The 25,039-nt window shown below is 33.9% G+C and carries 22 protein-coding genes; 14 read left to right on the top strand and 8 right to left on the bottom strand.

What is annotated here, in order from left to right; genetic code table 11:
- The first annotated feature begins 11 nt into the window (after positions 1-11).
- The 13 genes from ACNO7W_RS08980 to ACNO7W_RS09040 all read left to right on the top strand — a co-directional run bounded on the left by ACNO7W_RS08980 (position 12) and on the right by ACNO7W_RS09040 (position 14,859).
- On the top strand, positions 12-959 hold the full coding sequence (locus ACNO7W_RS08980) for an ATP-grasp domain-containing protein (RefSeq protein ID WP_417937889.1): 948 nt from the start codon (positions 12-14) through the stop codon (positions 957-959).
- A gap of 168 nt (positions 960-1,127) precedes the next feature.
- Positions 1,128-2,234 carry a carboxylate-amine ligase gene (locus ACNO7W_RS08985; RefSeq protein ID WP_035672581.1) on the top strand — a complete coding sequence of 369 codons (1,107 nt, stop codon included), beginning with the start codon at positions 1,128-1,130 and terminating at the stop codon, positions 2,232-2,234.
- Positions 2,235-2,275: 41 nt separating this feature from the next.
- On the top strand, positions 2,276-3,106 hold the full coding sequence (locus ACNO7W_RS08990) for a type 1 glutamine amidotransferase (RefSeq protein WP_143388289.1): 831 nt from the start codon (positions 2,276-2,278) through the stop codon (positions 3,104-3,106).
- Between the two features lie 15 nt (positions 3,107-3,121).
- Complete coding sequence (locus ACNO7W_RS08995) at positions 3,122-4,312, top strand: hypothetical protein (RefSeq protein WP_417937891.1); 1,191 nt, start codon at positions 3,122-3,124, stop codon at positions 4,310-4,312.
- A 515-nt stretch (positions 4,313-4,827) separates the two neighbouring features.
- Complete coding sequence (locus ACNO7W_RS09000; RefSeq protein WP_143388287.1) at positions 4,828-5,388, top strand: gluconate 2-dehydrogenase subunit 3 family protein; 561 nt, start codon at positions 4,828-4,830, stop codon at positions 5,386-5,388.
- A gap of 109 nt (positions 5,389-5,497) precedes the next feature.
- Positions 5,498-7,201: a GMC oxidoreductase gene (locus ACNO7W_RS09005; RefSeq protein ID WP_417937893.1), complete on the top strand. Its 1,704-nt coding sequence runs from the start codon at positions 5,498-5,500 to the stop codon at positions 7,199-7,201.
- A gap of 9 nt (positions 7,202-7,210) precedes the next feature.
- Positions 7,211-8,377, top strand: a complete 1,167-nt coding sequence (locus ACNO7W_RS09010; RefSeq protein ID WP_417937895.1) for a Gfo/Idh/MocA family protein — start codon at positions 7,211-7,213, stop codon at positions 8,375-8,377.
- A 35-nt stretch (positions 8,378-8,412) separates the two neighbouring features.
- Positions 8,413-9,465 (top strand): sugar phosphate isomerase/epimerase family protein, encoded by a 1,053-nt coding sequence (locus tag ACNO7W_RS09015; RefSeq protein WP_143388284.1) that lies wholly within the window; start codon positions 8,413-8,415, stop codon positions 9,463-9,465.
- Between the two features lie 105 nt (positions 9,466-9,570).
- Positions 9,571-11,031, top strand: a complete 1,461-nt coding sequence (locus tag ACNO7W_RS09020) for a Gfo/Idh/MocA family protein (protein WP_143388283.1) — start codon at positions 9,571-9,573, stop codon at positions 11,029-11,031.
- A 16-nt stretch (positions 11,032-11,047) separates the two neighbouring features.
- Positions 11,048-11,731 carry a 3-keto-disaccharide hydrolase gene (locus tag ACNO7W_RS09025; RefSeq protein ID WP_417937896.1) on the top strand — a complete coding sequence of 228 codons (684 nt, stop codon included), beginning with the start codon at positions 11,048-11,050 and terminating at the stop codon, positions 11,729-11,731.
- A 77-nt stretch (positions 11,732-11,808) separates the two neighbouring features.
- Complete coding sequence (locus ACNO7W_RS09030) at positions 11,809-13,059, top strand: nucleoside permease (protein ID WP_417937897.1); 1,251 nt, start codon at positions 11,809-11,811, stop codon at positions 13,057-13,059.
- A gap of 10 nt (positions 13,060-13,069) precedes the next feature.
- Positions 13,070-13,963 (top strand): hydroxypyruvate isomerase family protein, encoded by an 894-nt coding sequence (locus ACNO7W_RS09035; RefSeq protein WP_417937898.1) that lies wholly within the window; start codon positions 13,070-13,072, stop codon positions 13,961-13,963.
- A gap of 20 nt (positions 13,964-13,983) precedes the next feature.
- Positions 13,984-14,859: a sugar phosphate isomerase/epimerase family protein gene (locus ACNO7W_RS09040; RefSeq protein ID WP_417937899.1), complete on the top strand. Its 876-nt coding sequence runs from the start codon at positions 13,984-13,986 to the stop codon at positions 14,857-14,859.
- A gap of 56 nt (positions 14,860-14,915) precedes the next feature.
- On the opposite strand, the gene ACNO7W_RS09045 is transcribed toward ACNO7W_RS09040, so the two are convergent.
- Positions 14,916-15,911, bottom strand: coding sequence for a phytanoyl-CoA dioxygenase family protein (locus tag ACNO7W_RS09045; RefSeq protein WP_417937900.1), 996 nt, complete (start codon positions 15,909-15,911; stop codon positions 14,916-14,918).
- A gap of 155 nt (positions 15,912-16,066) precedes the next feature.
- Between ACNO7W_RS09045 and ACNO7W_RS09050 the strand changes: the two genes are divergently transcribed.
- Positions 16,067-16,903, top strand: coding sequence for an AraC family transcriptional regulator (locus ACNO7W_RS09050; RefSeq protein ID WP_417937901.1), 837 nt, complete (start codon positions 16,067-16,069; stop codon positions 16,901-16,903).
- A 51-nt stretch (positions 16,904-16,954) separates the two neighbouring features.
- Here the strand turns inward: ACNO7W_RS09050 and ACNO7W_RS09055 are convergent, their stop codons facing one another.
- From ACNO7W_RS09055 to hisA, 7 genes are all read right to left on the bottom strand, one after another.
- Entirely contained in the window at positions 16,955-18,610 is a 1,656-nt protein-coding gene (locus ACNO7W_RS09055) for a M1 family metallopeptidase (protein ID WP_417937902.1), read from the bottom strand.
- 53 nt (positions 18,611-18,663) lie between these two features.
- A complete protein-coding gene (locus ACNO7W_RS09060) occupies positions 18,664-19,878 on the bottom strand; it encodes an ATP-grasp domain-containing protein (protein WP_314896749.1) in 1,215 nt (404 codons plus the stop codon).
- Positions 19,879-19,881: 3 nt separating this feature from the next.
- Positions 19,882-21,315, bottom strand: a complete 1,434-nt coding sequence (locus ACNO7W_RS09065) for a leucyl aminopeptidase family protein (protein WP_417937903.1) — start codon at positions 21,313-21,315, stop codon at positions 19,882-19,884.
- Between the two features lie 94 nt (positions 21,316-21,409).
- Complete coding sequence (locus ACNO7W_RS09070; protein ID WP_417937904.1) at positions 21,410-22,540, bottom strand: alpha/beta hydrolase; 1,131 nt, start codon at positions 22,538-22,540, stop codon at positions 21,410-21,412.
- A 140-nt stretch (positions 22,541-22,680) separates the two neighbouring features.
- Positions 22,681-23,280: a bifunctional phosphoribosyl-AMP cyclohydrolase/phosphoribosyl-ATP diphosphatase HisIE gene (gene hisIE, locus ACNO7W_RS09075; protein ID WP_143388272.1), complete on the bottom strand. Its 600-nt coding sequence runs from the start codon at positions 23,278-23,280 to the stop codon at positions 22,681-22,683.
- Positions 23,281-23,373: 93 nt separating this feature from the next.
- Positions 23,374-24,129 (bottom strand): imidazole glycerol phosphate synthase subunit HisF, encoded by a 756-nt coding sequence (gene hisF / locus ACNO7W_RS09080; RefSeq protein ID WP_417937905.1) that lies wholly within the window; start codon positions 24,127-24,129, stop codon positions 23,374-23,376.
- A 46-nt stretch (positions 24,130-24,175) separates the two neighbouring features.
- A complete protein-coding gene (hisA, locus tag ACNO7W_RS09085; RefSeq protein ID WP_417937906.1) occupies positions 24,176-24,937 on the bottom strand; it encodes a 1-(5-phosphoribosyl)-5-[(5-phosphoribosylamino)methylideneamino]imidazole-4-carboxamide isomerase in 762 nt (253 codons plus the stop codon).
- Positions 24,938-25,039: the final 102 nt, after the last annotated feature.

The raw sequence follows: 25,039 nt of genomic DNA on the forward strand, positions 1-25,039 counted from the left end.
AACGTATCAAGATGAAAAAAATAGGAATTTTATTTGGAATGGAAGACACCTTTCCACAAGCATTTATAGATCGCGTAAATTCAAAAAACGAAAAAGGAATCATTGCCGAAGCAGTTGCTATTGATAAAGTAGTTCAAAATCAAGATGGCGAATACGCTGTAATTATTGACCGAATTTCACAAGATGTTCCTTTTTATCGTGCTTATTTAAAAAATGCTGCCTTAACAGGAACTAACGTTATTAACAATCCTTTTTGGTGGAGTGCAGATGATAAGTTTTTCAATAATGCTTTGGCGGATACGCTTGGAGTTCCATTACCAAATACAGTGATTCTTCCTTCAGCGGAACATCCTACGGATACCACCGAAAAATCATTCCGCAACTTAAAATACCCAATGGATTGGGAAGGAATCTTTGAATACATTGGATTTCCAGCGTATATGAAACCGTATGCCGGAGGTGGTTGGAAAAATGTGTACCGATTGGAAAACAAAGAAGAATTTTGGGATAAACATCAGGAAACTGGGCAATTAGTGATGATGTTACAAGAAGAAATTGTCTTTACGGAATATTTCAGAGTGTATTGTTTGGGTTGTAAAGCGGTTCGGATTATGCAATACGAACCAAGAAATCCACATCATTTGCGTTATGTAATTGATGGACCGCCGGTTGATAAAAAGCTATTAGCAACTATAAAAGATTACACTTTACGCCTTTGTAAAGGATTGGGATATGATTTCAACACAGTTGAGTTTGCCGTTCGTGATGGAATTCCTTATGCGATAGATTTTGGAAATCCTGCTCCTGACGCTGAATTGACTTCGGTGGGTGCTGAAAATTTTGAATGGGTGGTTGAAGAAGCGGCAAAAATGGCTATCGCTGCCGCAAAAAAACAAAAGCCAGGTAAAATCAATCTTACTTGGGGAACTTTTATTAAAGACGCCGTAGCTGTAAAATAAAAATTATAGATCAATGGAATTGCCTAGCCCCGATTACTTCACTTAATTTTCATTTTCATCGGAGTTCAGTGAACTTCGTTTGTAGAGAAAATCCTTTCTATTCCTGATTTTTTTCAGGAATAGAAAGATTGAAACGAAAAGCTGGAAATAGCTCCTAAAAAAAAAATAATGAAAAAATTACCAGTTTTTACACTTGGTGTAGAAGAAGAATATCAAATTATTGATCCTGTAACAAGGGATTTGCGTTCGCATTTGTCTAAAATTGTAGATGGTGCCAAAATAATTTTAAATGAACAGGTGAAGGCCGAAATGCACCAATCAGTAGTTGAAGTGGGGACAAATATTTGTAATAGTGTCAATGATGCTAAAAACGAAATAAAATTTTTGCGTTCCAAAATCGTTGAATTAGCCGATAAACAAGATTTGATTGTGGGTGGCGCCGGAACGCATCCCTTTTCGAAATGGCAGGACCAGCCTATTACTGATGATCCCCGTTATCACGATATTGTAAATGAATTGCAGGATGCGGCACGTTCGAATTTAATTTTTGGAATGCATTGTCATGTGGGGATTGAAAACCGTGAAATTGGGTTGCAATTAATGAATCAGGCAACGTATTTCTTGCCTCATATTTTTGCGCTTTCTACGAATTCCCCTTTTTGGGAAGGCAGACAAACGGGATATAAATCCTTTAGAACGAAAGTTTTTGATAAATTTCCAAGAACGGGATTGCCGGAATATTTTGATTCGGTGGGATCGTATGAGAATTATTTAGAGACTTTGGTAAAGACCAATTGTATCGATAATCCAAAGAAAATTTGGTGGGATTTACGTTTGCATCCCTTTTACAATACTATCGAATTCAGGATTTGTGACATGTGTTTAACGGTTGATGAGACAATTTGTATTGTTGCAATTATTCAGGCAATTGTAGCCAAACTCTACAAATTGAACATGAATAATACCAGTTTTAACATCTATCGATTGGCTTTGATAAAAGAGAATAAATTTCGCGCAGCTCGCTATGGAATTGATAATAATATGATTGATTTTGGATTGCAAAAGGAAGTGGAAACTAAGATGCTTATCCTGGAATTACTTGATTTCATTGATGATGTTGTAGATGAATTAGGAAGTCGCGAGGATATTAATTATGTGCATAAAATTTTGAAAAACGGAACTGGAGCAGATAAACAATTAGCTGTTTTTGAAGAAACGGGAGATCTTTGCAGAGTCGTAGACTTTATAACTGGTGAATTTACCAAGGGATTATAAAATATAAATTACCTTTGTACATTGTTTTTTAAAAATAGTTTATGTCCAGTAAAATTATAAAAATAGCCCTTTTAGATATGTATAACGGTGAACCTAATCAAGGGATGCGTTGTATCATTGATGTTGTCAATAGGTTTAGTCCGGTTGTGAGTTTCGAAATATTTGATGTTCGGGTAAAGTGTGAATTGCCGGATATTAACAAGTTTGATATTTATATTTCAACTGGAGGACCCGGGAATCCATTAATTGGAGATGGGAATTGGGATGTAAAATATTATGAATTTATCGATTCATTGAACAAATGGAATAATGAAAATGCAATTAAAAAACATGTATTGTTTATTTGTCACTCTTTTCAAATGGCTTGCCTGCATTTTGGATTAGCGACTGTTACGAAAAGAAACGATACTTCTTTTGGCGTTATGACCATTCATAAAACTAAAGAAGGGCTTACTGATCCTCTTTTCGAAGGATTAGCGGATCCTTTTTATGCTATCGACTCCAGGGATTATCAAGTTATTCAGCCAAAGCTGAGTATTTTTGCTAAAAAAGGAGCCAAAATTATTTCTTTAGAGAAAATAAGAGATCATATACAATATGAACGCGCTATCATGGCTGTTCGTTTTACGGACTATTTTGTTGGTACTCAATTTCACCCGGAAGCTGATCCGATAAGCTTTGTCTCTCATTTGAGAAATAAAGAGGCAAAAGAAAAAATCAGAAATATGAAAGGGAAAAGAAAGTTTAGGAATATGCTCGAAGATTTATTGGATGATGACAAAATATACAGAACTAATGAAACGTTGATTCCAAATTTCCTTCGAATAGCGATTAATGACTTGATGAAAACAAAGAAAATGCTTTCTAATTAATAAATTCATTTCGAGATGATTTCAAAATATCGGGAGTTATTTAATACTCAATTTACAGAAAAAAAATATCAAGAACTTAAAGATGATATTGCTTCCGATTTTAATTACATACCTACTTTTCGATTAGGTGAAACTCCACTTTTTATTTCCAATGAACTAAAATCACAATTGATTGAAGGTAGTAATGAGGTTATAGCTTTAATTCAAAAAGAAGACTTTAAATCCCTTACAAATAAATCATTAGAACTAAATTACAAAGTTCCAAATGAAGATGAACACACCACTTTTTTAGCTATTGATTTTGGAATTTGCGAAGAAGACGGAGTGATTATTCCTAAACTAATTGAAGTGCAAGGATTTCCCTCTTTATATAATTATCAAGTTAATTTGTATGAAAAGTTTAAGAATCAGTATCCTTTTCTCAGCGAATTAACACCATTCATCAATAACATTGAACCACAAGAATATCTCAATATTCTTGAAGAAGCGATTTGTAATAATCATCCCAAAGAAAATGTTATTCTTCTTGAAATTGAACCAGAAAAACAAAATACAAAAATCGATTTTTATTATTGCCGAAGAGATATTGGTATTCCGATAGTTTGCGTTACTGAACTCATAAAAAAAGGCAAACAATTATTTTATAAAAACGAAAAAGGCGATGAAATTTTAGTAAAACGAATCTATAATCGGGTTATTTTTGATGAATTAGATTTGCGAACCGATTTAAAATTAAATTTCCATTTCTCAGATGAACTTGATGTAGAATGGGCAGGGCATCCTAATTGGTTTTTCAGAATAAGTAAATTTATTTTGCCTTTCTTAAAAGGGAAGTATTTTATAGAAACTACATTATTGAGTGAATTAACCGAAATTCCAGAGGATTTAGAAAATTATGTTTTGAAACCTTTATTTTCTTTTTCAGGAACGGGTGTTATTTTCCATGTAAAAAAAGAAGATATTGAAGCGGTAATTGAAAAAGAACTTTATATCCTCCAAAAAAAGGTAAACTATATTCCTATTGTACAATCTCCTGATGGAAAAGTAAAAGCAGAAGTTCGTGTGCTTTGTGTTTGGAAAAAAGATGATGCCGCTCCTACTCTACTTTGTAACTTAGTCCGATTGAGTCGCGGTGAAATGATCGGCGTAAAATTCAATAAAGATAAGGATTGGGTTGGCGGGACACTTGGATTATTTGAAAGGTAGATAGTATTTTTTTATAGAATAGAATGTCACTTCATGTTTATTTCTATCAATACAATCTTTTTTGATTTCAAACCATTGAATTTTTAAATTCCATTACTTATTGTAGAAACATCTTTTTGCAATAAATTGCATTGATATTATTTCCAATATTTAAAACATTTTTTATGATTAGTTTTTTTATAAAATGTCATTTTAACGCATTGACATGCTGTGAAATGAAAATCTAATTTTAATTTGTAGTATAAAACATGTTAAATTAACATTAAAATAACTTTTAGAAGTATTTTTTATTTTACTGTTAATCTCAAATTCTATTTTTTTTCTTGTTTTAATTGATAACAGATAGTGTTTAATGAATTTTTAAAAGTGATTCCCTTAATAATTTGCAAATTATTGAATTCTATCAATAATTTAACATTAAAAAAAAGAATCTATCTTATTTTTATTTATTATTGTATTGTTATAATAAATGCATAATATTCAATAATCATTAATACTTTTAATAATTTTAGTAAATGGATAGACGTAGAGCAATCAAAAACTTGGCGTTGGTGCTAGGAGGTGTCATCTCAGCAACAACAGTTGGAATTTTAATTAAAGACATTATAATTCCTGACAACGAAAATAGTAATGTATCATTTTCAGCTACCGACGAAGAACTTTTAGCCGAATTTGCTGATATTATTATTCCTACTACAAAAGCAGCACCAGGAGCTAAAGCGGCTGGTTTGGGAGCTTTTATTCCTATGATGATTAAAGAATGCTATCCTGCCGATTTGCAACAGACTTTTGCAACGGGAATGAAAGAAATGGAGGAAAAATGTCAAGAACAATATAATAAGAATTTTACCGCATTGTCTCCCGAGCTACGTGTTAAAATAATGGAAGAACTAAGAACCGAATCACTTGTCGATATTAAAAAGCCTTCCTTTTTTATTCTCGCCAGAGATTTAACTATATTGGGGTATTTCTCATCAGAAATTGGTTGTACACAAGCGCGTGAATACCTTCCTGTCCCTGGTAGATACGATGGCAATGCTGATTACAAACCTGGACAAAAAGCTTGGGCTACTTAAGAAATCAATTGGCGAAATAAAATCCTTTTTTATAAATTATTATGGGACTTTATCGCATTAATTTTTTCGAAATATTATCTTCAAATTAACCAAATAGAACGCACCTAGAATGAATATAAATTCAAATTTAAAAGAAGAAAATACTTATGACGCGATTGTTGTAGGTTCAGGAATAAGTGGTGGTTGGGCCGCAAAAGAACTGACTGAAAAAGGACTAAAAGTTTTGATGTTAGAACGAGGAATGAACATAGAACATATCAAAGATTATGAATCCGCGATGAAAAACCCTTGGGAGTTTAAACATGCCGGTAAACTTACAGAAGAACAAAAAAGAACGCACCCAGTTCAAACAAGAGATTATCCTTATAATGAAGCAACCGAAAAATGGTGGGTAAATGATTTAGAATGCCCTTATACCGAAGACAAACGTTTTGACTGGTACAGAGGATTTCATGTAGGTGGAAAGTCTTTAATGTGGGGGCGCCAAAGTTACCGTTTTAGTGACCATAATTTTGAAGATAATGCCAAAGATGGTCATGGTAACGATTGGCCTATTCGCTATAAAGATATCGCTCCATGGTATGATTATGCAGAGAAATTTGCAGGAATAAGCGGACAGGCAGAAAACTGGCCTCTTTTGCCAGACGGTGTTTTTTTACCACCAATGGATTTGAACTGTGTGGAGAAGTCAGTTAAGGAAAGAATGGAAAAGCATTATAACAGAACACGAATTCTTACTATTGGGCGTACCGCAAACTTAACGATCCCTCATAATGGTCGTGGGAGTTGTCAATATAGAAATTTATGCAGCCGTGGCTGCCCGTTTGGAGCTTATTTCAGTACACAATCGGCTACCCTTCCTGCTGCTATGGCAACTAAACGATTAACTGTAAGACCCTACTCTATTGTCAATCATATCATTTATGATAAAGATACCAAAAAAGCTAAAGGGGTTATGGTGATTGATGCTGAAACAAATGAAACAATGGAGTTTTATGCTAAAATTGTTTTTGTAAATGGCTCTACTTTAGGCTCAACATTTATTTTATTAAATTCAACTTCAGAAGCACATCCGGAAGGATTAGGTAATGCTAGTGGTCAATTGGGACATAATTTGATGGATCATCATTTCCGTTGTGGTGCTTCAGGAAGTGCAGAGGGCTTTGAAGATAAATACACTTATGGACGAAGAGCAAATGGTATTTATATTCCAAGATATCAAAATGTCAGCGGTGATAAAAGAGATTATTTGAGAGGTTTTGGTTATCAAGGTGGAGCCAGTAGAAATCCTTGGCATGAAGAAGTTGCTGAATTAGCTTTTGGTGGTGATTTTAAAGATAAAATGAGTCTTCCGGCTAATACATGGAATATGGGATTGGGCGGTTTTGGAGAAATGTTGCCTTATTATGAAAATAAGGTTTATATCAACCATAATAAAAAAGACAAATGGGGTCAATCGGTATTAGCCATTGATTGCGAATATAAAGAAAATGAGAAAAAAATGCGTATTGACATGATGAATGATGCTGCAGAAATGCTTGAAGCGTCAGGAATTAAAAATGTACAAACGTATGATAATGACTGTTATCCTGGAATGGCAATTCACGAAATGGGAACTGCCAGAATGGGTAATGATCCTAAAACTTCAGTTTTAAATAAATGGAATCAAATGCATGAAGTAAATAATGTATTTGTTACAGATGGTTCTTGTATGCCTTCAATTGCTTGTCAGAACCCATCATTGACCTTTATGGCATTGACGGCACGTGCATGTGATTATGCTGTAAAAGAATTAAATAAAGGAAATATTTAGTATAAAAAGATGATTAGAAAATTAAAAATGGGTATGATTGGTGGTGGCCAAGATGCTTTTATAGGTGCCATTCACCGCTTAGCCGCCAATATGGATGGACTAATAGAATTAAGTTGTGGTGCATTGAGTATAAAACCAGAAACAGCGATAGCATCGGGGAAAGCCTTGTTTCTTCCTGAATCAAGAACTTATTTGACCTATGAAGAAATGATTAAAGCTGAAGCAACTTTACCTGCTGGCGAACGAATCGATTTTGTTACTATTGTTACCCCAAATTTTGCGCATTTTGCACCAGCCATGATGGCTTTGGATTATGGTTTTAATGTTGTAATCGAAAAACCAATTACTTTTTCATTGGAAGAAGCGAAGTTATTAAAACAAAAATTAGACGAAACAGGATTAATACTTTGTTTGACACATACGTATTCTGGCTACCCAATGGTAAAGCAAGCGAAAGCTATGGTGAGAGAGGGAAAACTGGGAAAGATTCGAAAAGTCTGGGTAGAATATCCACAAGGATGGTTGAGTAAATTATCAGAAAGAGAAGGAAATGCACAAGCGGCTTGGAGAACAGACCCAACAAAGGCAGGAAAAAGTTCCGTAATGGGAGACATTGGAACTCATGCAGCTCATTTAGCGGAATATATTACTGGAGCTAACATTACAGATGTTTGTGCGGAATTAAATACATTAGTTGAAGGACGTGTAATGGATGATGATGGAGCAGTAATGCTGAAATTTGATAATGGGGCTAAAGGTGTTTTAATGGCATCGCAAGTTGCTGCTGGTGAGGAAAATGCTTTAAAAATTAGAGTATATGGTGAAAAAGGGGGTATCGAATGGCTGCAACATGACCCCAATACTTTACTTGTAAGATGGTTAGATGAACCAACACAAATTTTAAGAGCCGGTAGTAATTATGGCGGACATTTATCATCATTTGCCACGCATAATTGCAGGACTCCGGGAGGACATCCGGAAGGGTATTTAGAAGCATTCGCTAATATCTATCGCAATTTTGCATTAACACTTGGTTGTAAATTAGAAGGTAAAGAACCTACTCCTGAAATGTTAGACTTCCCTTCTATTGAAGATGGATTAAGAGGAATGGCGTTTATTGATAACGTAGTAACTTCAGCACATTCAGATAAAAAATGGACTCCTTACGTTTTGTAGTAAAAGGTAATTCATAAAAAAATTAAAATAAATAAATGACAACAATACAAGGTCCTGCAGTATTTTTAGCTCAGTTTATTGGCGATGAAGCTCCTTTTAACTCCTTGGATGGAATTTGCAAATGGGCGGCTGATTTAGGTTTTAAAGGTATTCAAATGCCAACATTAGATACTCGATTCATCGATTTACAAAAAGCAGCAGAAAGCAAAACATATGCCGATGAATTAAAAGGCACAATTGCATCATACGGATTAGAAATCACGGAATTATCAACACATTTACAAGGCCAATTAGTAGCGGTTCATCCTGCCTATGATGATTTTTTTGATGCTTTTGCACCCAAAAACGTGCATGGAAATTCAAAAGCAAGACAAGAATGGGCTGTTCAACAGTTGAAATATGCTGCGAAAGCATCTAATAATTTAGGTTTAAATGCGCATGCAACTTTCAGCGGTTCTTTACTATGGCAATATTTCCATCCGTGGCCTCAGCGACCACCAGGTTTGGTTGAAGATGGCTTTGCGGAATTAGCCAAACGTTGGTTACCCATCTTAAATGAATTCGATCAAAATGGTGTTGATCTTTGTTACGAAATTCATCCCGGAGAAGATTTATTTGACGGTGAAACCTATGAAATGTTCTTAAAAGCTGTAAATAATCACTCCAGAGCTTGTATCCTGTACGATCCCTCGCATTTTGTTTTACAACAATTAGATTACATTCAATATATCGATTTTTATCATGAACGAATAAAAGCTTTCCATGTTAAGGATGCCGAGTTTAACCCAACAGGAAAACAAGGTACTTTTGGAGGCTACCAAAGTTGGGCAAATCGTGCAGGACGCTATCGTTCACCAGGCGATGGTCAAATTGATTTTAAAACTATTTTCAGCAAATTAGCACAATACGATTATAAAGGTTGGGCCGTTATGGAATGGGAATGTTGTATTAAAAATCAAGAAGATGGAGCCCGTGAAGGAGCTGAATTTATAAAAAATCATATCATAAAAGTAACAGACAAAGCTTTTGATGATTTTGCAGCCGTCGAAACAAATAAAGCTTTTAATATGAAGAATCTTGGATTATAAAAACAATCCAAGGCCTCACTCAACTTAGACATTAGTAAAATCTAGAGCACCAATAGCAAATTTCTGTATTTCATAATAAAACACAATAAAGATCTTATAATGAGTATGAAAAAAGAAGACGATAAAGAAAATAAAATCATAACGAATCGTCGTGATTTTATAAAAACAAGTGCTTTGGCTGCTGCTGCATTTATGATTGTTCCCAGACATGTTCTAGGAAGGGGTTTTGTCGCTCCCAGTGATCGTTTAATAATTGCCAGTATTGGTGTGGGTGGTAAAGGACAATCTGATATTGCCATGTTTGATAAGAGTGGAAAAGCAAATATTGGTTTTTTATGTGATGTTGATGATATAAGAGCTGCAAAAAGTGTAACTGCATTTCCTAAAGCCAAATATTACAAAGACTGGCGAGAAATGTTTGACAAAGAACACAAAAAATTTGATGCAGTTTCAGTAGCAACTCCAGACCACAATCATGCTATACAGACTTTGGCTGCGATGCAATTGGGTAAGCATGTTTATGTTCAAAAACCATTAACGCATGATATTTATGAAGCCCGTATTTTAACTCAGGCTGCAAAGAAATACAAGGTAGTCACCCAAATGGGAAATCAAGGTGCTTCAAACGATGGAACCCGAATAATGAAAGAATGGTATGAAGCCGATTTAATTGGAGATGTACATACTGTTTATACTTGGACAGATCGCCCAGTTTGGCCTCAAGGTATCCCCTGGCCTACTACAAAAGCAGAAATTCCTGCAGAATTAGATTGGGATTTATGGTTGGGAACAGCTCCTCAAAGAGATTATGTAGATAAATTGGTACCTTTCAACTGGCGTGGATGGTGGGATTATGGCACAGGTGCACTAGGAGATATGGGTTGTCACCTCATAGAAGCTCCTTTTAGTGTATTGAACTTAAAATATGCTAAAGATGTACAATGTAGTGTTGGGTCTGTATATGTTGACGAATTTAAACGCGGTTATTTCCCTGAAAGTTGTCCGCCTTCTAGTCATGTAACTTTAACCTTTCCCAAAACAAATAAAACCAATGGTGATGTGACTTTACATTGGATGGATGGGGGTATTCAACCTGAAAGACCTTTAGAATTAGGGGCAAACGAAATTTTTGGAGATGGAGGAAATGGCACTTTATTTATTGGCACAAAAGGAAAAATGGTGTGTGATACTTACGGTTTAAATCCTCGTTTACTCCCTCTTAGCAGAAATGAAAACATCAATGTGGCACAAAAATACGCGAGAGTAAGTGACGGATCTAATGGTCATTATAAACAATGGGTTGAAGCTTCTATTGCCGGACATGGAAAACATGAATTAAGTTCTCCTTTTGAAATTGCCGGTCCATTGACCGAGGCATTATTAATGGCAAATTTGGCCATAAGAGGGTATGATATTAAAAAAGAAGTAATCGGAAAAACTAAATATCCAGGTCGATCAGTAAAATTACTTTGGGATAATGACAATATGAAAATCACCAATTTTGATGACGTAAATCAATTTGTAAAACGCGAATACCGCCAAGGTTGGAAAAATTTAACTTTATAATTAATTACATTAAATAATGATAAAAAATATTGTAACCTTATTAATTCTCATTGCGATGGTACATATAGCAAATGCCCAAAAAGAATTTAAACCACTATTTGATGGTAAAACTACCGAGGGATGGCATACATACGGAAAAACTACTGTAGGCGCAGCATGGAAAATTGAAGACGGAACCTTATATTTTGATCCAACCGCAAAAGAAAACGGTCAAGGTGGCGATATTGTGACTGATAAAGAATATTCTAATTTTCATTTAAAAATAGATTGGAAAGTAGCACCAAAATCTAATAGTGGAATTATTTTCTATATTCATGAAGATCCTAAAAAATACAAAAACACTTATGAAACAGGTTTGGAAATGCAGGTTTTGGATAATGACGGACATCCTGACGGAAAAATAACCAAACACAGAGCAGGAAATTTATATGATTTGATAAAAAGCGATATTGAGCCCGTAAAATCTGTTGGCGAATGGAATACAGCTGAAATAATCAGTGATAATGGCGAATTAACTTTTATTTTGAATGGTATTATAGTTGTAAAAACGACACTTTGGGATGACAACTGGAAAGCACTTGTTGCAGGAAGTAAATTCAAAGCCTGGAAAGATTTTGCAACATTCAAAACAGGAAAAATAGCCTTACAGGATCATGGCGATACTGTTTGGTACAGAAATATTGTCATTAAAGAATTGTAATTCGACGAGATTATTTCTTCCGAATTAATTTAAAAATAAAAACTATTAAACCATTTATATTAACTAACCTATAACCAATGAATACCAAAATCCGAATTAAATTATCTGTAATGATGTTCCTAGAATTTTTTATCTGGGGCGCATGGTTTGTAACACTAGGCACTTTTCTATCCAGTAATTTGCATGCTTCAGGTTCAGAGACTGCTTCTGTTTTTTCAACACAATCTTGGGGTGCCATAATTGCTCCTTTTATTATTGGTTTGATTGCAGACCGCTATTTTAATGCCGAGAAAATTTTAGGTATTCTTCATCTTATTGGAGCATTTTTGATGTATCAAATGTATGTTTCGGATGATGTTAGCATTTTTTATTCTTATGTTTTAGGGTATATGATTTTATATATGCCAACATTGGCACTTGTGAATTCAGTTTCTTTCAATCAAATGAATGATCCTGAAAAAGAATTTGCAAATATTAGAGTTTGGGGAACTATTGGTTGGATTTTAGCGGGATTATCGATAAGCTTCTTATTTCATTGGGATTCTGCAGAAGGTGTTACACAGGGATTACTGAAAAATACATTTCTTTTGGCAGGAATTGCTGCTTTAATTTTAGGGCTGTTTAGTTTTTCATTACCTAAAACACCACCTAAAGTTGCTGCAACCGAAAAAATTAAAATTGGTGATATTATCGGTCTTGATGCTTTAAAACTTTTGAAAGATAAAAATTTCGCTGTCTTTTTTATATCATCGATTCTTATTTGTATTCCCCTAGCCTTCTATTATCAAAATGCACATCCATTTTTAACAGAAGCGGGAGTGGAAAATCCAACAGGAAAAATGGCTATTGGTCAAATATCGGAAGCATTATTCTTATTACTAATTCCCGTGTTTTTTACTCGTTTTGGATTTAAGAAAACTATTCTGGTAGGTATGTTGGCTTGGGCTATTCGTTATGTATTGTTTGCTTATGGTAACGGAAGTGATTTGAGCTTTATGCTTATTATTGGTATTGCGTTACACGGTATATGCTATGATTTCTTTTTTGTATCTGGTCAAATATACACCAACTCAAAAGCAGGAGAAAAATATAAAAGTGCTGCACAAGGTTTGATTACACTAGCTACTTATGGTGTAGGAATGTTAATTGGTTTTGCTATTGCAGGTTGGATTACTGATAATTACAGAATTAATGAAAAAACTGTAAACTGGGAAATGGTATGGATCATCCCAGCAGGTATTGCATTCGGGGTATTTTTACTTTTTGCTCTTTTATTTAATGATAAAAGTAAAACTGAAATTGAAAAAGAAGAAGTTTCAGCAATTTAAAAACAAAAAAATGAGTACTAACTTAAATAGAAGATCTGCAATAAAAGGAATTCTCGCCGGAACAGCGGCTTTAGGGATTCCGTCTGGGTTTTCTGCTTTGGCTATGCCAAAAAACGAAACAGAAACACAATTAGGTATGCTAAAAGGAAATATAAATCACTCTGTTGCTCGATGGTGTTTTAACGATTTTGATCTAGAAACTCTTTGCATCGAAGTAAAAAAAATAGGAATCACCGGAATTGATTTAGTTGGTCCTAAAGATTGGCCAACATTGAAGAAATATGATCTTGTTTCTACTATGTGCAACGGAGCGGAAATAAATTTGGTTGATGGTTTTAATGATATCCAATTTCATGAGACACTCATAAAAAATTATACGGAAATGATTCCGCTTGTGGCAAAAGCAGGTTATAAAAATCTAATTTGTTTTAGCGGGAGCAGAAGAGGTAAAACGGATGAAGAAGGCTGGAATAATTGCATAATTGGTTTGCAAAAACTAATTCCATTGGCTGAAAAACATAATGTAACGCTGGTAATGGAACTCTTAAATAGTAAAATTGATCACAAAGATTACCAATGTGATAGAACACAATGGGGAGTGGAATTGGCAAAGCGTTTGAATTCTGAAAATTTCAAGCTGCTTTACGATATTTATCACATGCAAATTGATGAAGGTGACATCATTAGAAACATAAATGAAAACCATCATTATATCGCGCATTATCATACTGCAGGCGTTCCTGGTAGAAATGAAATAGACGAAACACAGGAATTAAATTACTCGGCAATAATGAAAGCGATTGCCAAAACAGGTTACAAAGGATTTGTAGGCCAAGAATTTATTCCTAAAAATCCAAACAAACTAGCTTCCTTAAAACAGGCTATTATAATATGTGATATTTAACTAATTTAAAAAAATAACTGATGATAAAAAGAAGAGATTTTTTAATAAACAGCGGTTTGGCATTGGGAGCATTAGTTATTGCTCCTTCATTTGCATTTACTACAAAAAAGAGACCAATTGGAATTCAATTATGGACACTAAGAGACACTTTACCTAAAGATGTCAAAGGGGTATTAGCTCAAGTTGGAAAAGTGGGATTTAATGAAGTAGAAACTTTTGGTTATTCCCCAAAGAATGGTTTTTTTGGTACTTCTGTAAAGGATTTTAAATCGATGCTGTGTGATAATGGTTTAAAGGCGACCAGTAATCATTTTGATTTCAATGGATATATAGAAAACGGTTCAACAGAATCTCTTAAGTCTTATATTGAGACTGCTAATATTTTAGGAAGCGAATACGTTACAGTACCTTATATAGTACAAAACTTAAGAGGAAAAAGTATTGATGATTATAAAAAATTAGCGTTAAAAATAAATCAAGCAGCTGAAATTTGCAAAGCTTCGGGTTTAAAATTAGCGTATCACAATCATGATTTTGAATTTGAAAAATTTGAGTCTACTACGGGTTATGAGATTTTATTAAATAATACAGATAAAAACTTAGTGGATTTTGAAATGGATTTGTATTGGGTAGTTCGTTCTGGAAATAATCCATTACAATTATTCAAAGAACATCCAGGACGTTTTAAAATGTGGCATGTGAAAGATATGGATAAAATTAATCCAAATTTTAATGCAGAAATTGGAACTGGTTCGATAGATTTTAAAGCTATTTTTGCTGAAGCTGAACTTTCTGGAATGAAACGTTTCTTTTTAGAACATGAGAGTAATTACAAACCCAATCCAATAGAATCCGCAGCCATAAGTTTTAATTATATTGAAAAAAACTTAATATAATATTCTAAAGAAATATAATTACAAAATGAAAGGGGATACTAAGTATCCCTTTTTTATTACCATTTTGTCACTCCCAATAGTTTTTTACCTAATTCAGTCAGTTTGGCTGTTTCATATTTAGTTTGTTCCCAATTACGAGGATCTCCAGGAAATGCATATCCTTCCGGTGCTATTCGGTTTTGCCAAGAATTGATACGCCATTGACGTAATTCTTCATTATCCTCTTCAGCGGGCATCATGGAAATATATTGTGCCATTCTTACTTTATCTTTTGTAATATTTGGACGTATACCATGAGGTTGTGTACTATTAAAAATTAATAAATCACCGGCTTCCATTTTTACTTTTACAAATTTATCTTCCAGTCCTGTAACATCCGGTTTGAAACGATTTCTATCTTCGGGCTGCGTTAATTTCCAAGTGTCATAATTTCGATATAAATCAGGAATACATTGAAAACCTCCCATATTTTCATCAGTTTGATCTGCCAATGCAAGAACTCCTTGTACATTTTGAGGTTTTGTTTCCGGGTCATAATCCCAATGTATGAATCCTTTGAAATCATAACCGGGTCTAATTGGCAAATTGAGATTGGCTCTATCAATAGTTACCCATAATTTTTCGGTTCCCCAAATGTCAACAAACGCATCATACACTTTTTGCATTTGTCGGTTATCCCATTGGTATTGATGATTGTATACTTCAACCATGCCACTATTAGTAAGCTCTTTCATTTGCATTTCGGCTCTCGGCGGAGCGTACCAAGTTTCAGGATCATTTTGATTTTTTTCCTCAAATTCCCATAAAAAATCACCCATTTTTTTAGCATTTTCTTTTGGTACAGCATTTTTTATTACAATGTATCCATTTTCAATCCAAAATTTCCAATCTTCCTCTGTAAGCAACCGCAAAGGTTTACCATTGGAACGATCATTTAATTTTGATGTACTGGATTTTGCTGTTGATGGATTCCCTGGGATATCTTTATGGGCATTATTTTGCGTCATTGTAGGAACCATTGTTGGTGTCATTGATTTATCATTCTTTTCCATTGTTCGGATATTTAGTGTTATTACTATTTCAAAATTAGAAAAAGAGAAGACTAAATACTTTCACAAAATTTACTGCTATTTGTACAATATTGATTTATTTAGTACTTTTAAACAAGTATATGTATATTTTTGAACAATATAGAATAGATAACGGTATGAAAATAGTTTTTGAGGATATAAAAAGATTAGCTGGAAGTTCATTTAGAATATTAGTAAATCCAAAATTGAATGATTTTTATTATTGGCATTTTCATCCCGAATTTGAATTGACTTTCATTGTTGCGCCAAATGGAACACGCCGTGTGGGAAATCATGTGGGCGATTTTGAAGGAAGTGATTTGGTTTTTATAGGTTCCAATATTCCTCATTTGAATTTTGATTACGGTATAAAAACCGAATATGAAAAAGTAGTTTTACAGATAAAAGAAGATTTTTTCAAAAATGATTTTATTACAACGCCTGAATTAGCTTCTATTTATAAATTATTTGAAAACTCAAAAAAGGTAGTTTGTTTTCATGGAGATATAAAAGACAAAATTGGTAAAAGACTTCAGAAAATTCACCATTTATCTCATTTCGAACAATTTATAGAAGTGCTCTCATTATTTCAAATTTTAGCAACATCAAATGAAATGACTCTTTTACATGATAAACCATTTGAAAACCTATATAATAATAAGGAGCAATTACGACTAAAAGTAGTCTATAAATTTATAGAAAATAACTATCAAAGGGCTGTTTCCATTGAAGAAATTGCAAAGCTGACTCATTTATCAAAAGCTGCTTTTTGTCGTTATTTTAAGAAAATGACACGATTAACGTTTACTGAATTTTTAAATCAATATCGAATTGAACAGGCTAAAAGACTTTTGAAAAGTGATAAAAATGTAACTGAAACATGCTATGAATGTGGTTTTGAAAGCCTATCCTACTTTAATAGAATATTCAAAAAAGTAGTGGGTGAAAATCCAATTCAGTTTAAGAAAAGGTAAAAAGGTTGTGTTCCCTGTTTTATTTGGAGAAGCACAACCTTTATCCATTTTTTACTCCGTTACATTAAAACTGGCAACATAAAAATTCTTGTCTATTTCTAGTTTTGGATTTTCAGCATTAGCAGGAATACGCTTCCATTCCGTTTCGGGTTTCAGTAATTCTTCTTTTCCATTCAGAGTTACTTTTACAGGCATATTGAAATCTGGAACACAATTTGCCCAACGATAACCCAGTTGGTTATCCTTGAAAAAATACTCTAAAGTTGGAATTCGAGTGTCTCTTAAATATTGATTGAAAACGGTTGATAAATCTATTTCAACTTGTTGACTTAAGTAATCTTCAATTTGTTTCGTAGTAACTGTTTGATGATAAAAAGTACTGTTCAAACCTCTTAAAATAGTTCTCCATTTGGCATCATCATTTACAATTTGGCGCAAAGTGTGTAGCATATTTGCCCCTTTATAATACATATCACTTGAGCCTTCATTGTTTACATCATATTTGCCTATTATGGGTTTGTCATTTGCAATATTTTTTCTAATCCCCCTTACATAGGTATATCCTGCCTCCTTACCATAATAATATTCCAGGAAAAGACTTTCAGAATAATTTGTAAAACTCTCGTGAATCCACATATCAGCAATATCTTTATAAGTGATATTGTTTGCAAACCATTCATGACCTGATTCATGAATAATGATATAATCAAATTTTAAACCCCAACCCGTACCACTCAAATCTCTTCCTAAATATCCATTTTTAAAACCATTGCCGTACGTTACACTACTTTGATGTTCCATTCCTAAATACGGTGCTTCAACTAATTTGTAACTGTCTTCATAAAAAGGGTACGGTCCAAACCAGTGTTCAAATGCTTTCAACATTCGCGCTACATCTTTGAATTGAATCTTGGCTTTGGCCAAATTCTCTCTCAATACATAATAATTGCAATCCAAATCCCCTTTTTCTCCTTTGTATTTCTCCGAAAAAAAAACGTAATCTCCTATGTTTATATTTACACCGTAGTTATTGATAGGATTTGCCACATACCAATTATAGGTTTTTGTTCCATCTTTCAATTGTTTTACACTTAACAAACGACCATTGGATACATCCATCAAATTTTTTGGAACATTCACACTGATGAGCATATTATCCACTTCGTCATACATGTGGTCTTTGTTTGGCCACCAAACACTAGCCCCCAATCCTTGACAAGAAGAGGCGATAAAAGAATTTCCATTGTTATCTTTTTTCCAAGTAATTCCTCCATCCCAAGGTGGATTAACAGCTACTTTAGGTTTACCGCCATAAAATACTGTGAGTTCTTTTATATTTCCTGGTTTCTGAGAAGCAACCAATTCAATAAAAAAAGTATTCCCTTCTCTTTTGTATTTTAAAACTTTACCATCCTGAATGACTTTATAAATCTCCATAGGATTTTGCAAGTCAATTTGCATACTATTGTATTCCTGTAAAACTTGATATTTTATTGTGTTAGAGCCTGTAATTGTGTTGTCTGCAGGATTTACTTTAATGTCAAGATGGTAGTGTTTTACATCCCACCATGCTCTTTCTTTAGTGATGCTGCCTCGTAAAGAATCCTGTCTGGTGAAAATTTCTTCTTTCTGTCCCAGTAGTCCTTGTGCATTCGCACTATTAAAAATAAAAAACGAGATAAAAATAAAACTGAAATCTCTTTTCATGAATTAGAAACTTTGAAATAAATTATAAATTAATTTTTATAAATGAATAAACATTAATGCAATTTAGAAACAGAATTTTGTGGAACAACGGCAGTAAAATCAGTAGCTAAACGATTGCCATAATCTTCTAATAGTTCCAAAACTCTTTCTTGTTTATCCGATTTCACAATCAGCCCAGCATGATATTCTAGTGGAACTCTGAAACAAACTTCCGGATCTGAAAACGATGATAAATCAGGATGTTGGAATTTCGACAGAGTCAGAACAATTCCGGCATATTCTTTTTTTACTTTTGGTAAAGTATATTTAGTTTCTTTTACCAAGGCATCTTCAATTGCTGCCCATTCCTTCCATAAATTAATGTTGGAAGCTTCGGCAACCATTTCTGCCAGATGCGCTCCTCCTACTCGGGATGACGTTTCCAGAAAATAGATTTGTCCATCTTCCTTGCATTTTATGAATTCAGTATGTGCTGCACCATGTTTCAATCCAAAGCCTTTCAATACTTGTTCATTTATCTTTTTGATGGCTTTATCATCTTCAGCATTATAAGGGATATTGGCACTACGAAAAACGCCACCACCTTGTGAAATTTCCATTGGCGTGGCTAAATATTTTGAAGTCAAACTAAAGATTACTTTACTATCCGAAATCAAACTATCACAATGATAGACATCGCCGGGTTTGAATTGTTCCAATAAATATTTGAATCTATTATTCCCCATTTCATTAATATGGATCCATAAACTCTCTTTGTCATATACTTTTATAATCCCTGTTGCCGAAGCTTCAGAGCGTGGTTTCAAAACCCATGGAGCTGGAATTGTATCTGCAAAAGTATTGATGTCATGATCATTAAATAAGGAACAAAAAGCAGGAATTGGAATCCCGCAACTCTTCGCTCTCATACGCATGGCGAGTTTATCTCTAAAATAACGTCCTGTAGTTTGTCCCATTCCGTCAATTCTTAGATTTTCCCTTAGATAAGTTGCTTTTTCTACATCATAATCATCCAAAGCTACAATGGCATCAATTCTCGTGGACTTCATGAAATTGCCAACACCTAATAATAAATGCTCTAAATTCCAATCGACATCTTGCCCTTCCATATAAAAAATCTCATCAATATATTGATGTGGCCATGGTTTGTCTCTCAGTTTTTCGCTCGTCACTAAATAGACTTTGTTGCCTGATTTTTTTAAATTAATTAAAAAATCGGCACCCTTAAAATAATTTGAAATACAAAGGAAGGTTTTAGAGTTTTCCATACGTTATAAATTTTCTATGAACTTAGTTAATAAATGAACTCCATACCCTGTTGCATGTTTACTTTTAGCAAATTCATCATCGCCAAATGCTACGCCTGCAACGTCAAGATGCGCCCAAGCTTTGTGTTCTTGGGTAAAATATTCTAAAAATTTGGCTGCGCTTATTGCTCCGGCAACTGGTTTTCCGCTATAATTTTTCACATCGGCAATATCGCTTTCAATGTCTGATTTATAAACATCCCAAAGCGGTAAAGGCCACAAACGCTCTCCAATTGCATCTCCTGATTCTTGTAACTTCTTTGACATTTCTTCATTATTGGTGAACAAAGCACTACATTCATAACCAAAAGTACCAACGCAGCTTCCTGTAAGTGTTGCAATGTCAACGATATATTCCGGTTTGAAATTTTTAATCAAATAGGATAATCCATCGGCTAAAACGAGTCGGCCTTCAGCATCCGTATCGATGATTTCTATTGAATGTCCGCTGTAACTGTGAATCACATCACTAGGCAAAAAGGACTTGCTGTCAACAGAGTTTTCCGCACAAGGAACAATAGCAGTGACTTTTACTGGCAATTGTAAATCGGCTATAAGTTGCATCGCTCCTAATACTGCGCCACCACCAGCCATATCACATTTCATGTGGACCATTCCTGCCGTTTTTATGTTTAATCCACCAGTATCAAAGGTGATACCTTTTCCCACCAATCCAACATGTTTTATGTGTTCCACTTTCTCTTTAGGAGTGTAATTCATAATGATAAATTGAGGCTCATTTTCACTTCCTTTTCCTACCGCTAAAAATGCACCAAGACCTACTATTTTTGAAGCTTCATAACCGAGAACTTCTACATCAAATCCATATTTTTCACCCGTTTCTTTGGCCCAATTTGCTAAGTATTTTGGATTAACAGTATTTGGAGGTAAATCGACTAAATTATGGATTGCTAGCTGCGCTTTGGCGATTTTAATTCCTTTTTTGGCTATAGCCAAATAATCCTTTTCAGTAACTAAACTCAAAGTGAAATCTGGATTCAAAAACGGATGTATATTTTTTTCCGATTTAAAATGACCTAAATCATATGTTCCTAAAAGCAAACCTGAAATCATAGCTTCAACCTGATCCTGAGTGAATTGTTCAGGCATAACTAAAGCTATATTCGAACTAAAATTATCTTTTTCTTTAGATGAAATACGACGAAAAATAGTTTGCACCGATTTATAATCTATCGTTTTACCTAAGCCAATAAAGACATACGTATTGTCATTTTTTTCGGCTAAATAGTGCGTGTCTTTTTTACCGAAAAAAACTTTAGAAGTAATTTCCAGCCCATTAAATGCAATTGGAACGATACTTTTTGAATAGGTTTCAAAAACCGGAATTAAAATTGTTCCTGAAAAATTATCTAAGTTTATTACTGTATTTGTTTTCATTTGTTCTTTTAATTTTTCGGTTGTACACACGCGATTTATCGCGTCTAATTGCATGATAACGATTCTAAAAGACCGATAAATCGCGTCTCTACGGTTATTTTGTATTAAAAAACAACCATTCTATTGCTTTAGGAAATTCATCACTCCAATACGTTTCGCTATGCTTCCCTTGTCTATTGATACTTAAATTAATCTTCGATTTGTCTTTTACAAATTCGCTTGAAATCAAATCATTCTGAAACTTTTTTATATGTTCAATCATTGTTTCACTTTCATCTCCACCAGCATATAAATAAATTTTTGTGTCGGCTGTATCGGCTTTTTCAGAATTGATTTTTAGTTCTGGAACTACCCAAAGCGATGGCGAAAAAATCATTAATTTCCCATAAACTTCGGGGTTTCTCAATCCACTAAAAATACTAATCAATCCCCCCATAGAGCTTCCTCCTATTCCAGTAAATTCCCTTTCTTTTTTGGTTCGAAAATTACTGTCTACAAACGGTTTTAGCGTATCTGTTACAAAACGGATGTATTTTTTGCCTTGACCTTTTCCCAATACTGTTTTCCCAACATTGTATTCTTTTACACGGTCTTCTTCGGCGTGTTCTATTGCGATTATTATAATTTTTCCAATTTTATACTCTGACATAACTGCCAGCTTTTTATCAATTTCCCAATTCCCAAATTCTGCTGCTTCATTGAATAAATTTTGGGCATCCTGCAAATACATCACCGGATAACTTTCATTTGAATTATCATAATCATGAGGCAACAAAGCCCAAATCTTTCTGGTTTTGTTGAGTTGCGGAATTATAAATTCATCTGAAATTAACTGAACTTGTGGCAAAAAAGATTGCTTAAACGGCAACCAGTTTTTTCTCCATCTGGCTACATATTCTTTTTGAATGCCAGTATGATTGTGTGTTGAACGGTTTTCAGTACGATTTCCACGGCTGTCAATTTCTACTTCACTCCAATCCCCTTTCGTAAATTTATACAAAAGCTCTTTAGGATAATCAAAATCATGTGAAAATTTGTAATGATACAAACCAATACCAATTTTCTCCATCATAAATTCTTTCTCCTGAGTACGCCAATTATTAAAATTTCCTGAAATATAAACCGGTCTCGCATCATCTTCGTCGGTTGTAAGGATTATATGTAGCCCTGTATTTAGTATCGGATTATTTAATTCTTCGGTAAATGTGGTATTATCTGAATTCATCACTTGCATTGTTGTACTTGTATTTTAAAAATAAATAGTAAATATAGTCGATTGCGATTTGAAATAAAAGAAAAAAGAAAACCCAATAGCAAATGAATTTCCTATTGGGTTTGTATTTGTAAAAAATTATTTGATGTATTTTACTTTTGGCGACTTTTTAAAACTTCAACAACATCGTTTAGCTTAAATCCTTTGGCTTGCAATAAAATAAGGTAATGAAAAAGCAAATCGGCACTTTCGCTCAAAAACAAATCATCGTTATCATCTTTGGCTTCAATAACTACTTCAATCGCTTCCTCGCCTACTTTCTGGGCAATTTTGTTCATCCCTAATTTAAACAACGAAGCTACATAACTTTTTTCAGAATCCGCATTTTCTCTTCGAAGTTGGATTGTGTCCTCTAAATTTGAAATAAATCCATAATCTGGTTTATTTTCGTCAGCCCAACACGTATCTGTTCCTTTGTGACACGTAGGTCCTTCCGGTTTTACCTGTATCAATAACGTATCATTATCACAATCGTTTTTGATGTCAATCAAATTCAAAAAATTGCCACTTTCCTCACCTTTTGTCCAAAGTCTTTGTTTCGTACGGCTATAAAATGTTACTTTTTTAGTATCAACTGTTTTTTGATACGCTTCGGCATTCATGAAACCCAACATCAAAACCGTTTTGGTTTCGCTATCTTGAATTATGGCAGGAATTAATCCGTCTGTGTTTTTTGAGAAATCTATGTTCATTTTTTTAAGTATTAAGGCGTAAGTAGTAAGTCATAAGTAGTAAATATTAAGTAATTAACACATAATAATTCATACTTAAAACTTACTACTTAATTAAATTCTAACTTCGATATTGTTGTTTTTAAGGGCTGTTTTTAGTGTTTTGATTTCAATTTCTTTAAAATGAAATACACTTGCGGCCAATGCTGCATCTGCTTTTCCTTCCAGAAAAGTATCTACAAAATGTTGTATGTTTCCCGCACCACCAGAAGCGATTATAGGAATATTAACTAACTCCGAAAGTTTTGCCAAAGCCTCATTTGCAAATCCATTCTTAGTTCCGTCATTGTCCATAGAGGTAAACAAGATTTCGCCTGCACCTCTTTGCTCTACTTCTTTGGCCCAATCAAATAAATTCAATTCTGTAGGTACTTTTCCTCCCACTAAATGAACAATCCATTGTCCATCAATCTGTTTGGCATCAATCGCAACAACGACGCATTGACTTCCAAATTTTTGTGCCAAATCATTTATCAACTGCGGATTTTTCACAGCTGATGAATTAATTGAAACTTTATCTGCTCCGTTTTGCAATAATACTTCTACATCAGTAACAGATGAAATTCCACCACCAACGGTAAACGGAATATTAATTGTCGAAGCGACTTTACGTACCAAATCAACCAAGGTTTTTCTTCTTTCTTCCGTTGCCGAAATATCCAAGAAAACCAATTCATCAGCACCTTCATCCGAATATATTTTGGCTAATTCTACTGGATCTCCAGCATCACGCAAGTCCACAAAATTAACTCCTTTTACGGTTCTTCCGTTTTTTATGTCGAGACAAGGGATTATTCTTTTTGTAAGCATTTTATTTATTTTTATGTAGAGACGCACTGCGGTGCGTCTTTACAATCTACATTATGATATATTGTTCCAATTGTTTCAACGAAATTCGTCCTTCGTAAATTGCTTTTCCGATTATGGTTCCTTCACAACCCAATTCGGCTAGTTTTGGTAATTCATCAAAAGTAGAAATTCCTCCTGAAGCAATCAATTTTATGCCGCTGGCTTGCGCCAACTTCTCGGCTGCGCTCGAAGTGACGGAGCATTGATTAATAATTTTTTTATATAAATCAAAAGATGGTCCTTCAAGCATACCGTCTTTAGCAATATCGGTACAAATTACATACTGAATTCCTTTGCTTTGGTAGTCTTGTATGAAAGGAATTAAGTCTTCATTTGAATCTTCTAACCAACCCGAAACTGCTACTTTTTCGTTATTGGCATCGGCTCCTAAAATGATTTTATCAGAACCATATTCTGCAATCCATTTTTCGAATAACTTTCTGTTTTTAACGGCAATACTTCCGCCGGTAATTTGGTTGGCACCACTTTCAAAAGCGATTTTTAAATCGGAATCCGATTTTAATCCACCACCAAAATCAATTTTCAATTTGGTTTGTGTAGCAATTTGCTCCAGTATTTTATAATTCACAATTTGGCTTGACTTTGCACCGTCTAAATCAACCAAGTGTAAATATTCTATTCCGTGTGCTTCAAATGATTTCGCCACTTCAAGCGGGTTTTCATTGTATATAATTTTGGTATTGTAATCGCCTTTTGATAAACGAACACATTTTCCTTCTATGATATCTATTGCGGGTATTATTCTCATTATTTTTTTTATTAAAAGATTTAAAAATTGAAATATTTAAAGATTTACCAAATTATATTAAACAAAAAATAGATGTCTTCAGTTTTTTAATTTTTCAATCTT

Source organism: Flavobacterium sp. ZB4R12 (genome assembly GCF_048276375.1).
GTDB classification, from domain to species: Bacteria; Bacteroidota; Bacteroidia; order Flavobacteriales; family Flavobacteriaceae; genus Flavobacterium; species Flavobacterium gawalongense.

What these genes read in the sequence shown, in the direction of transcription:
- ACNO7W_RS08990 (WP_143388289.1), top strand. Translation starts at nt 2,276, where the DNA reads ATGTCCAGTAAAATTATAAAAATAGCCCTTTTAGATATGTATAACGGT.
- ACNO7W_RS09000 (WP_143388287.1), top strand. Translation starts at nt 4,828, where the DNA reads ATGGATAGACGTAGAGCAATCAAAAACTTGGCGTTGGTGCTAGGAGGT.
- ACNO7W_RS09045 (WP_417937900.1), bottom strand. Translation starts at nt 15,911, where the DNA reads ATGGAAAAGAATGATAAATCAATGACACCAACAATGGTTCCTACAATG.
- ACNO7W_RS09025 (WP_417937896.1), top strand. Translation starts at nt 11,048, where the DNA reads ATGATAAAAAATATTGTAACCTTATTAATTCTCATTGCGATGGTACAT.
- hisF (WP_417937905.1), bottom strand. Translation starts at nt 24,129, where the DNA reads ATGCTTACAAAAAGAATAATCCCTTGTCTCGACATAAAAAACGGAAGA.
- ACNO7W_RS09010 (WP_417937895.1), top strand. Translation starts at nt 7,211, where the DNA reads ATGATTAGAAAATTAAAAATGGGTATGATTGGTGGTGGCCAAGATGCT.
- hisA (WP_417937906.1), bottom strand. Translation starts at nt 24,937, where the DNA reads ATGAGAATAATACCCGCAATAGATATCATAGAAGGAAAATGTGTTCGT.
- ACNO7W_RS09050 (WP_417937901.1), top strand. Translation starts at nt 16,067, where the DNA reads ATGAAAATAGTTTTTGAGGATATAAAAAGATTAGCTGGAAGTTCATTT.
- ACNO7W_RS09030 (WP_417937897.1), top strand. Translation starts at nt 11,809, where the DNA reads ATGAATACCAAAATCCGAATTAAATTATCTGTAATGATGTTCCTAGAA.
- ACNO7W_RS09065 (WP_417937903.1), bottom strand. Translation starts at nt 21,315, where the DNA reads ATGAAAACAAATACAGTAATAAACTTAGATAATTTTTCAGGAACAATT.
- ACNO7W_RS09020 (WP_143388283.1), top strand. Translation starts at nt 9,571, where the DNA reads ATGAAAAAAGAAGACGATAAAGAAAATAAAATCATAACGAATCGTCGT.
- ACNO7W_RS09055 (WP_417937902.1), bottom strand. Translation starts at nt 18,610, where the DNA reads ATGAAAAGAGATTTCAGTTTTATTTTTATCTCGTTTTTTATTTTTAAT.
- ACNO7W_RS09005 (WP_417937893.1), top strand. Translation starts at nt 5,498, where the DNA reads ATGAATATAAATTCAAATTTAAAAGAAGAAAATACTTATGACGCGATT.
- ACNO7W_RS08985 (WP_035672581.1), top strand. Translation starts at nt 1,128, where the DNA reads ATGAAAAAATTACCAGTTTTTACACTTGGTGTAGAAGAAGAATATCAA.
- ACNO7W_RS08995 (WP_417937891.1), top strand. Translation starts at nt 3,122, where the DNA reads ATGATTTCAAAATATCGGGAGTTATTTAATACTCAATTTACAGAAAAA.
- ACNO7W_RS09015 (WP_143388284.1), top strand. Translation starts at nt 8,413, where the DNA reads ATGACAACAATACAAGGTCCTGCAGTATTTTTAGCTCAGTTTATTGGC.
- ACNO7W_RS09060 (WP_314896749.1), bottom strand. Translation starts at nt 19,878, where the DNA reads ATGGAAAACTCTAAAACCTTCCTTTGTATTTCAAATTATTTTAAGGGT.
- ACNO7W_RS09070 (WP_417937904.1), bottom strand. Translation starts at nt 22,540, where the DNA reads ATGAATTCAGATAATACCACATTTACCGAAGAATTAAATAATCCGATA.
- ACNO7W_RS08980 (WP_417937889.1), top strand. Translation starts at nt 12, where the DNA reads ATGAAAAAAATAGGAATTTTATTTGGAATGGAAGACACCTTTCCACAA.
- ACNO7W_RS09040 (WP_417937899.1), top strand. Translation starts at nt 13,984, where the DNA reads ATGATAAAAAGAAGAGATTTTTTAATAAACAGCGGTTTGGCATTGGGA.
- hisIE (WP_143388272.1), bottom strand. Translation starts at nt 23,280, where the DNA reads ATGAACATAGATTTCTCAAAAAACACAGACGGATTAATTCCTGCCATA.
- ACNO7W_RS09035 (WP_417937898.1), top strand. Translation starts at nt 13,070, where the DNA reads ATGAGTACTAACTTAAATAGAAGATCTGCAATAAAAGGAATTCTCGCC.